Source organism: Photobacterium sp. OFAV2-7 (assembly GCF_022347985.1).
Lineage (GTDB): Bacteria > Pseudomonadota > Gammaproteobacteria > Enterobacterales > Vibrionaceae > Photobacterium.
Genome location: NZ_JAKRFQ010000067.1, coordinates 1 through 11,334, shown reverse-complemented (window position 1 = coordinate 11,334; position 11,334 = coordinate 1). Strand labels below are relative to the sequence as shown.

Here is an 11,334-nt window from a genome sequence, read left to right as displayed (position 1 = left end):
GTAACAGGAACAACAGCTCTAGCATTAACGGTTATTCCTTAACAGGCTCAGCACGTAGCTGGTTCAGCTCTTGCTGTTGTTTGGCTACCTTTTTGCTTAGGCGGTTTCTTGAGAAACGGGTTTTCAGATACAGCAGGCCACAGATCAGCCAACCAATCGCAAAACCGGAACCGAATGCAATACCAAGCAAAGTAGATAGCTGGAACTCACCCTGAGCTACAAGAAAATCGAAATTTACCAACTGCTGGTTCTGGGCACCAAGAGCCAGCGTGACCAAAAAGCAAACAGCCAGAATCAGAAAGCTAATTATCTTCATCGTAAATCCTTCTCACTTGATCAAAAGTTTGATGGGTTGATTATGCAAGATTTTGACACATCAGACCATGATCAATAGACATAAAAAAACGGCATACTATCAGCATGCCGTTTTTTTGTTCTAATCACGCTTAACCAGCAGCAGCTGCCGAGTTAACTCGATCGCGTAATTCCTTACCAGGTTTAAAATGAGGGACGTACTTGCCGTCCAACTCAACTTTGTCGCCTGTCTTAGGGTTGCGACCGACGCGTGGAGCACGGTAATGTAATGAGAAGCTACCAAAGCCACGGATTTCGATACGATCACCCTCAGAAAGAGTGGTCGCCATGTGCTCAAGGATTTCCTTGATTGCATCTTCTACCTGTTTGGCAGAAAGATGTGTTTGTTGACTACACAGTCTTTCAATTAATTCAGACTTTGTCATAAACACCCCGTTTTTAGTATGTTTCTCAATAGTATAACCGCTTAGGGGGAAAAGTGATCCCCCTTAGCTCAATTATTCGCCTTTAGCCGCTTTGAAAGCGTCAGCCATAGCGTTACCGAAAGAAGCATCTTCTTGCTTGTTCAGGTTAGCCATTGCTTCTTGCTCTTCAGCAACGTCTTTAGCACGAACAGATAGGTTGATTACGCGGTTCTTACGGTCAACGCCTGTGAACTTAGCTTCAACAGAATCGCCAACAGAAAGAACTAGAGTTGCGTCTTCAACACGGTCAACAGATGCTTCAGAAGCACGTAGGTAACCTTCAACACCTTCAGCTAGCTCGATAGTTGCGCCTTTCGCGTCAACTGCAGTAACAGTACCAGTAACTAGAGCACCTTTCTTGTTAACTGCAACGAAGCCGTTGAATGGGTCTTCTTCGATCTGCTTAACGCCAAGAGAGATACGCTCACGCTCTGCGTCTACTGCTAGAACTACTGCAGAGATTTCGTCGCCTTTCTTGAAGTCACGAACTGCTTCTTCACCTGAAACATTCCAAGAAATGTCAGATAGGTGAACTAGACCGTCGATGCCGCCTTCTAGACCGATGAAGATACCGAAGTCAGTGATAGACTTGATCTTACCAGTTACGCGATCGCCCTTAGCTTGCATTTCTGCGAATGACTGCCATGGGTTAGCTTTACACTGCTTAAGACCTAGGCTGATACGACGACGCTCTTCGTCGATATCAAGAACCATAACTTCAACTTCGTCGCCCACGTTAACAACTTTAGATGGGTGGATGTTCTTGTTAGTCCAATCCATCTCAGAAACGTGTACAAGACCTTCAACGCCTTCTTCGATTTCAACGAAGCAGCCGTAGTCAGTTAGGTTAGTTACGCGGCCAGAAAGCTTAGTACCTTCTGGGTAACGCTTAGCAATTGCTACCCATGGATCTTCGCCTAGCTGCTTAAGACCTAGTGATACGCGAGTACGCTCACGGTCGAACTTAAGAACTTTAACGTTGATTTCGTCGCCAACATTAACGATTTCGCTTGGGTGCTTAACGCGTTTCCAAGCCATATCAGTGATGTGTAGAAGACCGTCAACACCGCCAAGATCAACGAATGCACCGTAGTCAGTAAGGTTCTTAACGATACCTTTAACTTCCATGCCTTCTTGTAGAGAAGCAAGTAGCTCGTCACGCTCAACGCTGTTTTCAGATTCGATAACTGCGCGGCGAGAAACAACAACGTTGTTACGCTTCTGGTCAAGCTTGATTACTTTGAACTCTAGCTCTTTGTTTTCTAGGTGAGCAGTGTCACGAACTGGACGTACGTCAACTAGTGAACCAGGTAGGAACGCACGGATGCCGTTAAGTTCAACTGTGAAGCCACCCTTAACTTTACCGTTGATGATACCAACAACTGTTTCAGCATCTTCGTAAGCTTTTTCAAGCTGGATCCAAGCTTCATGACGCTTAGCTTTTTCACGAGAAAGTTTAGTCTCACCGAAGCCATCTTCGATAGCGTCTAGAGCAACGTCAACTTCTGCGCCGATTTCGATTTCAATTTCGCCAGCAGCGTTCTTGAACTCGTCAGCTGGGATAGAAGACTCAGACTTAAGGCCTGCGTCAACTAGAACGTAACCGTTTTCGATAGCTACAACAGTACCTTTAACGATCGCGCCTGGACGTGTTTCTAGTTCGTTTAGAGACTCTTCAAAGAGTAAAGCAAAAGATTCAGTCATTATTTAATCTTCAATATGATTAACAACCATGGGTATCCTACCGCATGGGGTTGGTAGTAATGTCAGTATTCATCCATGACACCGACGCCATCATGCTGATCACTCAGCAGATAATTTTTCTTCAACAAAAGCCAATGCCTGGGCAGTAACCTGCTCTATTGACATCTCAGTAGAGTCTAGCACCAAAGCATCAGCCGCGGGACGCAACGGAGCCACCGCGCGGTTGCGGTCGCGATCGTCACGTTCCTGAATTTCGCTTAAAAGACTGTCAAAGTTAACATCTAAGCCTTTCTGTTGCAACTGATTCATGCGGCGATTTGCCCGCTCTTCCGCGCTGGCATCAAGAAAGATTTTCACTTCTGCACCCGGGAAAACTACGGTCCCCATGTCGCGACCGTCAGCAACCAAGCCCGGCGCCTCGCTAAAGGCACGCTGGCGACGCAGCAACGCCTCACGTACACGCGGCAGTGCCGCCACTTTTGACGCGGCCATGCCCGTTTCTTCACGGCGAAGCTCGCCGGACACATCCTCGCCTTCGAGAATAACCTTAACCAGTTCGCCTTCGGCCTTGAACTGAACATCAAGGTGGGCCGCCAGAGGAACCAGCGCATCTTCAGATTCAAGATCAACACCATGGTGAATCGCTGCCAGAGCCAGCACGCGGTAAATCGCACCGGAATCGAGCAGTTTCCAGCCCAGTTTATCTGCCAATAGCATACATAGCGTCCCCTTGCCGGCGCCGCTTGGCCCATCAACAGTGATCACTGGAGCATGAGTAGACATAGGTTTTCTCCGAATTCGTTCAAATATCGAGCTTTAATACCAAACATTTAGCCCATGACACTGGCCAAAAGTTTGGTATTAGAGCTCACAAACGGGGGCGTATTATACGGGAAAAAAACCGTAAGTACTATCAAATCAAATGGCTGAAACCACCGAAATTCTATTTCAGGATTCGCGGCGAAACGGCACAAGACAAAAACCCGCCAGATGGCGGGTTTCTTTAGTAACAGAAAGACTTAGCGGCTTGTTTTACCTAGCAGCTCAACTCGGCCAGCTTGTCAAAATAATCCGGGAAGGTCTTCGAGGTACACTTGGGATCATTGATGGTTACCGGTGTATCGCTCAATGCCACCAGTGAAAAACACATCGCCATTCGGTGGTCATCATAGGTATCGATCGCCGCATGCTTGAGCTGCGCCGGTGGAGTGATAGTAATGTAGTCATTCCCCTCCTCGACATCGGCCCCGACCTTTCGCAGCTCGGTTGCCATCGCGGCCAAGCGATCGGTTTCTTTAACCCGCCAGTTATAGACGTTACGGATCGAAGTCACCCCGTCAGCAAACAAGGCAGCCGTTGCAATCGTCATGGCCGCATCCGGGATATGGTTGAAGTCCATGTCGACAGCCTTCAGTTTGCCGCGGCGAGCTATGACGTAATCGTCACCCCACTCTATCTCGGCCCCCATCGCTGCCAGTGCATCGGCAAACTGAACATCACCCTGGATACTCTTCTTGCCAATACCGGTTACTTTGACCTGACCGCCCTTAATCGCTGCCGCAGCCAGGAAGTAAGAGGCCGATGACGCATCGCCTTCGACCAGAAACTCACCCGGCGCCTGATAGGTTTGGCCTGCCGGCACAAAAAACTCCTGATAGTCACGGTTCTCTACCGTTACCCCAAACTGAGCCATGATATGCAACGTAATATCAATATATGGCTTGGATACCAGCTCACCCTTGATTCGGATGAGTGTATCGGCCTTAGCCATAGGGGCCGACATTAAAAATGCAGTCAGGAACTGGCTGGAAATCGAACCGTCGATTTCAACCTCTCCGCCTTGCAGGCCCGTCCCCTTGATCTTAAGCGGTGGGTAATTGTCATTCTCCAGGTAGGTAATATCTGCCCCGGCGGTGCGAAGCGCCTCTACCAAGTGACCGATCGGACGCTCTTTCATACGAGGTTCGCCGGTCAGAACAAACTCACCTTCGCCGAGACATAAAGCTGCCGCTAGCGGGCGCATCGCTGTACCGGCATTCCCCAGGAACAGCTCTAGTGCCTGCTCGGGGTTGAACGCCGTACCCAACCCGGTGACTTCACAGACTGTTTTATCATCCGACAGCTGGTAGCTGACACCAAGCTGCTTGAGGGCATTCAGCATGTGGCGAATGTCATCACTGTCGAGCAGGTTGGTAAGTCGCGTGGTACCTTGAGCTAACGCCGCCAATAGAAGGGCACGGTTTGAAACACTCTTCGACCCCGGTAGATTTACTTCGCCATTGATCTGATTTATCGGCTGTAACGTTAAACTTTCCATCTGTTATCTATTCAATCCTGTTTTTTTGGGCGTTCCAGCAGATTAGCGAATAATGTCTCAGTTAGCTAGTACTGATTAAACCCAATCGATATCACAGAAAATGGTAAGATAAGTCAGCCGTAAATTCGCAGGCATCCAGAGAGATTTTTCATTACAAGGAGAGAGATGTGGCAGCTGAAACACCCAAAGTCGGAGTCGGTGTGATCATTGTTAACGACCAGGGAGACGTCTTGATTGGCAAAAGGAAGAATAGCCACGCGCCCTACTATTCGATCCCCGGTGGCCACATGGACATAGGTGAGACCTTTACCCAGTGTGCTGCGCGCGAGATAGAAGAAGAAACCGGGCTGCTGATTAAAAACCCAAAAGTCATTGCCGTCACCAACAACCTGCAAACCTACCATGAGTCCGGCAAGCACTATATCAGTGTAACTGTGCTGGCCACCGAATTTAGCGGTCAGCTGGAGCTACGCGAGCCTGATAAGTGCGAGGGGTGGCAATGGGTTGATCCTGCTCACCTTCCCCTGCCGCAGTTTGACGCCAGCGAGCAGGCTATTCGCTGCTACCTGGAAAAACGTTTTTGCCTTGAGTAATACCAATCTACATATAAAAACCGGTGTCGTGGACACCGGTATTTTTGTTTGTCTGGTTCTAGCACTCAAACTTGAGGGATGCATTATCCACCCAGTCTTCACCAAGTATCTCAATGGCCATGGATGAAATACGCTGCATGACAGGAAGTGTCGTCAGCCCGCTAAAAATCAGGCCGCAAGAATCTGAAACAAAGAAGCGCTTTAAAAGGTTGGCAAGCAAATTGATTCGAGCTTCCTGTTGACTATCGAGGCTCCTCGTCAGTGACAGGGTAAGGTTGTCTGCGCCGGCAACAATGCATAACTTTGCGATATCATTAAGCTCATACTCGGACGCAATTTCATCCAGCGGCAAGCGAAGGTTCAGCGTGTAATGGCCGCATTGTTCCTTGAGCGAAACCAGCATATTAAAAATATCGTGGCGCAGCGCGGAACGATACAGCGCAAGCGGAAAATCGACTTCTACTTCTGCAATAGCGCTGTCGCTTGCAGCCGCCGCATGCGGAAGCATCGCTTCGCTGTCGCTACCTGAAAAGTACCCAGTGCTCACTAGGTGCTTTTTCAGTGAATAAAAGAATGGCTTCTGCTGATTGAAAACCAGATAACACGTTGCATCCTGCAGCTGTTGACTCGCCTTATGCTCGCTAAACAAAGAAGTCAGGCACTCCTTGTCGCGGCCTTGCAAACTCAGTAACTGAAAATCTGATGCTTTCTTTTGATATACATTTGAGTTCATCATCGTTCTAGCTAATCCCTCGCAATAATTTCCCCATATGATACAAGAAAATAGCCTCAACACTGTTTCCGCTGAGGGAAACTGTGTTTATCAAGATGGTTAAATTTCGTACAGTGATTGTGATGTACATCTGATGCTATCGGCAGAAATATGTATAAAATGGCATCGGGAACCTCTTACCACTCGCTGAGCAACCATATTCTTCACCACTACCATTCCAGACTGGAATAGTGATCTTATCCGTCAAGATCTTACGTACACTACGAGTGTTACCCTAAAACATCACTCTTACAGTCACCCGACAAAAGGTAGAAGATGAACTTTATTACCCGTTTTTTGACTACAGTTGTTCTATTTTACTTGTCTGGCTGCACTGGTATGCCAGAGCAAATTACGCCGGTCAAACCGTTCAGCATAGACCGTTATCTTGGCACCTGGTACGAAATAGCACGTCTTGACCACAGTTTTGAAAGGGGCCTTTCACTAGTTTCAGCAACATACAGTCTTAATGAGGATGGCTCTGTCAAAGTAATCAACCGGGGCTATAACCAAGAAAAGAATGAATGGAAGGAAGCAGAAGGTAAGGCCAAGTTCGTCGGCGCCAGTGATACAGCCCACCTCAAGGTGTCTTTTTTCGGCCCTTTTTACGGCAGCTACGTTGTCTTTCACCTCGAACCCGACTACTCCACAGCTTTGGTTAGCAGCTATAACACAGAGTATTTCTGGATTCTTTCCCGCGACAAGTCACTGCACCTAGACAAGGTGCAATACTATCTCTCGATCGCCGAACAAAAAGGCTTCGATACCAGCAAAATCATATTTCCACAGCAGTGATAAAAAAGCCTCTCAAAAGAGAGGCTTCGGTGTATAAAATTCAGGCTACTATGCGTTTTCTTGCTCAAATTTTTGCATGAAATCCACCAGCGCCTGCACGCCCTCGAGCGGCATGGCATTGTAGATAGACGCCCGCATACCACCGACAACACGATGCCCCTTCAGCGCCTTCAGGCCGGCAGCATCCGCCTGCTCAAGGAACACCTTGTCCAGTTCAGGCTTTTTCAGCTGGAACGGAACATTCATCAGCGAGCGATTGTCAGGGTGGACCTGGTTGCGATAAAAATCAGACTGGTCGATAAAGCGATAAAGTACTTCAGCCTTGGCTTCATTTCGCTTTTGCATCTCGTCGACACCGCCGATCTCTTTCAGCCACTTAAAGACTTCCCCGGCCAGATACCAGGCAAAGGTCGGTGGCGTATTGAACATCGAGTCCTTATCAACCAACACGGTATAGTCAAGAATGCTCGGCAAAACCTGCTTGGCTTTTCCAAGCAAATCATCACGCACGATAACAATCGTCAGGCCGGCCGGACCGATATTTTTCTGAGCGCCGGCATAAATCACACCGTATTTCGATACATCGATTGTTCGTGACAGTATGGTCGAAGACATATCGGCAACAATAGGTTTGTCTGTCACCGGCAGATCACGGATCTCAATACCGTCGATAGTTTCATTCGGACAAAAGTGCACAAATGCTGCATCGTCTGACAACGGCCACTCAGAAGCAGGCAATACCGCCTTCTTGCCGTCACGTTCACAGGTAATATCGACAACATTTGGCTGACAGTATTTCTCGGCTTCCTTGGCTGCACTGTTAGCCCAGTAACCACCGTCCATATAGTCGGCGGTATCGGCTTCACCCAACAGGTTCATCGGTACCGCTGCAAACTGGCCACGAGCACCACCATGACAGAACAGTACATGGTAGTTGGCAGGGATCGACAGCAACTCTCGCAGATCTTTTTCTGACTGTTCGGCAACCGCAAGAAACTCCTTGCTGCGGTGGCTAATTTCCATCACAGAGGTGCCCAGGCCACTCCAGTTAACCAATTCTTTCTGTGCTTTCTGTAAGACATCTGCTGGGATCATTGCCGGACCAGCACAAAAATTGTAGACCTTTTCCATGATGTAAGACTCGCTCCTGCTCTGCATAGGGATAATATAGCTATTTGTCACATCTGACGCCCGCAGACTAAGTGTGACAAAGATCAATTACTTTTGTTTTTACACCTTTATGCGTACGCTGAAAAGCCTTTACAACAAGTATTTCTGCAAAAAAGCACAACTGACCGGATATTCAGGGCAAACTGAACAATTCACAGACTCAACAGGAAAAATAGCAGCCGTTTGGGCTCCTCGTCAGACATAAAAAAACGCAGCCCGTAGGCTGCGTTCTTGTTAAGCGAGTCTGCCTTGAAGTTTATTCTTCGTCAGAAGAAGGCGCTTCATCAGAATCTGATTGCTCGGCTGAATCGGCGTTGTCGGTATCAGCAGCTTGCGCTTCTGTTACTTCTGCATCTTCGATACCAGCATCAATGATCTCTTCCTCTTCAGGCTCATCGATACGCTGCAGGCCAACAACCAGTTCTTCTTCAGCAGTACGGATTAGCGTAACACCTTGGGTATTACGGCCAACACGGCTGACTTCAGAAACACGAGTTCGAACTAATGTACCACCGTTGGTGATCATCATGAACTCATCGCCGTCTTCGGTCTGAACGGCGCCGACAACTTTGCCGTTACGCTCAGAGACCTTGATCGATACCACACCTTGTGTCGCACGGCTCTTCGATGGGTACTCGTCAAGCGAAGTTCGCTTACCGTAACCATTTTCGGTTACAGTCAACACGTCGCCCTCGTTGTGAGGAACGATCAGAGACACCACTTTGTCGCCTTCAGCCAGTTTCATACCGCGGACACCCGCAGCAGTACGGCCCATACCGCGTACTTGCTCTTCAGAGAAGCGGACCACTTTACCTGCTTCGGAGAACAGCATGATTTGGTCGGTACTGTTTGTCACATCGACCCCAATCAGCGAATCGCCTTCGCGTAGGTTCACCGCAATGATACCTGCGCTACGAGGACGGCTGAAGTCAGTCAGAGGTGTCTTCTTAACGGTACCGTCTGCCGTTGCCATGAAGACGAACTTATCTGCTTCGTATTCTTTAACCGGCAGAATTGCAGTAATACGCTCACCTTCTTCCAGAGGAAGGATATTGACGATAGGCTTACCACGTGCGGTACGGCTTGCCAATGGCAGCTGGTACACTTTCAGCCAGTACATACGGCCACGGCTAGAGAAGCACAGAATGGTATCGTGGGTATTGGCAACCAGCAGGCGCTCAATGAAGTCTTCATCCTTCATTCGCGTTGCCGCTTTACCCTTACCACCACGACGCTGAGCTTCATAATCACTCAGCACCTGATATTTCACGTAGCCTTCGTGTGAAAGCGTAACCACCACATCTTCCTGAGTGATCAGATCCTCAAGATCGATATCATGGCTAGCCGCAGTGATTTCAGTACGACGAGGATCATTGAACTGCTCTTTAACCAGCTCCAACTCTTCTCGGATCACTTCCATCAGACGCTCGGAGCTTGCCAGAATGTGTAGCAGCTCAGCAATTTCATCCAGCAGCGCTTTGTATTCGCCCAGGATTTTCTCGTGCTCTAGACCAGTCAGCTTATGTAGGCGCAGATCCAGGATTGCCTGTGCCTGCTGCTCGGTCAGGTAGTACTGGCCATCACGGATACCGTACTGCTCTTCCAGCCATTCCGGACGTGCCGCATCGGTACCGGCACGTTCCAGCATTGCAGCAACATTACCCAGATCCCAACCGCGTGCAACCAGGCCAGCTTTCGCTTCCGCCGGTGTCGGCGCGTTTTTGATCAGCTCGATGATTTCATCGATATTAGCCAGCGCCAGTGCCAAACCTTCAAGGATATGGGCACGCTCACGGGCTTTGCGCAATTCGTAAATAGTACGGCGTGTCACCACTTCACGGCGGTGGTTCACGAAGCACTTCAGCATCTCTTTCAGGTTGAAAAGCTTAGGCTGACCGTTGTCCAGCGCAACCATGTTGATGCCGAATGTCGTTTGCAACTGCGTCTGAGCGTACAGGTTGTTCAGCACAACCTCGCCAGTCGCATCACGTCGACACTCGATAACAATACGCATACCGTCTTTGTCAGACTCATCGCGCAGGGCACTGATGCCTTCAACTTTTTTATCTTTGACCAGCTCGGCGATCTTCTCGATCAGGCGAGCTTTGTTCACCTGATACGGGATCTCGGTAACAATAATGGTCTCTTTGCCATTCTTGTCCGCTTCGATCTCGGCTTTTGAGCGCATGTAAACTTTACCGCGCCCGGTCTTATAGGCATCGATGATACCCTTGCGACCGCTGATCAGTGCCGCTGTCGGGAAGTCCGGGCCAGGAATATATTCCATTAGCTGATCAATGGTGATGTCTTCATCATTGATATAGGCCAGGCAACCATCGATAACTTCGCCAAGGTTGTGCGGCGGAATGTTCGTTGCCATACCGACGGCAATACCCGAAGCACCGTTAACCAGCAGGTTCGGAATTTTCGTAGGCAGTACTGCCGGGATTTGTTCAGTGCCATCATAGTTAGGCACATAGTCAACCGTTTCTTTGTCTAGATCGGCCAGCAGCTCGTGGGCAATTTTTGCCATACGAACTTCGGTATAACGCATCGCAGCCGCGGAGTCGCCATCGATAGAACCGAAGTTACCCTGACCATCTACCAGCATGTAGCGAAGAGAGAAAGGTTGCGCCATGCGTACGATGGTATCGTAAACCGCACTATCACCATGTGGGTGATATTTACCGATTACGTCACCAACCACACGGGCTGATTTTTTATATGCTTTATTCCAGTCATTGCCTAGCACATTCATCGCGAACAATACGCGACGGTGCACTGGCTTAAGGCCATCACGCACATCCGGAAGAGCACGACCCACGATCACTGACATCGCGTAGTCGAGGTATGAGCCTTTCAGCTCCTCTTCAATGTTTACGGGCGTGATCTCTTTTGCAAGATCGCTCATGGAGCCAATATCCCTCAGGTAATTTCTGTCGTATTTTTATACGTGCAAGGTGCGAGAATATAGCATAAATCAGCCTAGATAGGCACACCTTTCACAATTTATGTTGTGAGTAATTTAGCGGATTTACCAAAAATCAGACACTAACTTGACGCCTTTCTGGCATTAATTACGCTCAAACGGTTATTTTTCACTCACTTCGATGGATGGAGATTTTTCTTAAAATAAAAAAAGTGCTACCAATTGTAAAAAATCGATCGGGTCGCTTTTTATGCAATTTAGCGCAAAGCCTGACT

Annotated in this window: 10 protein-coding genes; 2 read left to right on the top strand and 8 right to left on the bottom strand. The window is 48.6% G+C overall.

Annotated elements, in window-relative coordinates; genetic code table 11:
• Positions 1-31: 31 nt before the first annotated feature.
• The 5 genes from MHN01_RS06760 to aroA form a co-directional block, all read right to left on the bottom strand.
• The gene (locus MHN01_RS06760; RefSeq protein ID WP_239410617.1) at positions 32-316 is read right to left on the bottom strand and encodes a LapA family protein; all 285 of its coding nucleotides are present in this window, start codon (positions 314-316) and stop codon (positions 32-34) included.
• A gap of 130 nt (positions 317-446) precedes the next feature.
• Positions 447-740, bottom strand: coding sequence for an integration host factor subunit beta (gene ihfB, locus MHN01_RS06755; protein ID WP_239410616.1), 294 nt, complete (start codon positions 738-740; stop codon positions 447-449).
• 72 nt (positions 741-812) lie between these two features.
• The gene (gene rpsA, locus MHN01_RS06750; RefSeq protein WP_239410615.1) at positions 813-2,483 is read right to left on the bottom strand and encodes a 30S ribosomal protein S1; all 1,671 of its coding nucleotides are present in this window, start codon (positions 2,481-2,483) and stop codon (positions 813-815) included.
• Between the two features lie 99 nt (positions 2,484-2,582).
• A complete protein-coding gene (gene cmk, locus MHN01_RS06745) occupies positions 2,583-3,266 on the bottom strand; it encodes a (d)CMP kinase (RefSeq protein ID WP_239410614.1) in 684 nt (227 codons plus the stop codon).
• 253 nt (positions 3,267-3,519) lie between these two features.
• On the bottom strand, positions 3,520-4,800 hold the full coding sequence (gene aroA / locus MHN01_RS06740; protein ID WP_239410613.1) for a 3-phosphoshikimate 1-carboxyvinyltransferase: 1,281 nt from the start codon (positions 4,798-4,800) through the stop codon (positions 3,520-3,522).
• 167 nt (positions 4,801-4,967) lie between these two features.
• Here aroA and MHN01_RS06735 point away from each other — a divergent pair, with 167 nt between their 5' ends.
• Positions 4,968-5,393, top strand: a complete 426-nt coding sequence (locus MHN01_RS06735; RefSeq protein ID WP_239410612.1) for an NUDIX hydrolase — start codon at positions 4,968-4,970, stop codon at positions 5,391-5,393.
• A 58-nt stretch (positions 5,394-5,451) separates the two neighbouring features.
• Here MHN01_RS06735 and MHN01_RS06730 read toward each other — a convergent pair whose 3' ends face one another.
• Entirely contained in the window at positions 5,452-6,129 is a 678-nt protein-coding gene (locus MHN01_RS06730) for a hypothetical protein (RefSeq protein ID WP_239410611.1), read from the bottom strand.
• Between the two features lie 312 nt (positions 6,130-6,441).
• Here MHN01_RS06730 and MHN01_RS06725 point away from each other — a divergent pair, with 312 nt between their 5' ends.
• A complete protein-coding gene (locus tag MHN01_RS06725) occupies positions 6,442-6,960 on the top strand; it encodes a lipocalin family protein (RefSeq protein ID WP_239410610.1) in 519 nt (172 codons plus the stop codon).
• A gap of 48 nt (positions 6,961-7,008) precedes the next feature.
• On the opposite strand, the gene serC is transcribed toward MHN01_RS06725, so the two are convergent.
• Together serC and gyrA are read right to left on the bottom strand one after the other, a co-directional pair.
• A complete protein-coding gene (gene serC, locus MHN01_RS06720) occupies positions 7,009-8,091 on the bottom strand; it encodes a 3-phosphoserine/phosphohydroxythreonine transaminase (protein WP_239410609.1) in 1,083 nt (360 codons plus the stop codon).
• A gap of 295 nt (positions 8,092-8,386) precedes the next feature.
• A complete protein-coding gene (gene gyrA / locus MHN01_RS06715; protein WP_239410608.1) occupies positions 8,387-11,041 on the bottom strand; it encodes a DNA topoisomerase (ATP-hydrolyzing) subunit A in 2,655 nt (884 codons plus the stop codon).
• Positions 11,042-11,334: the final 293 nt, after the last annotated feature.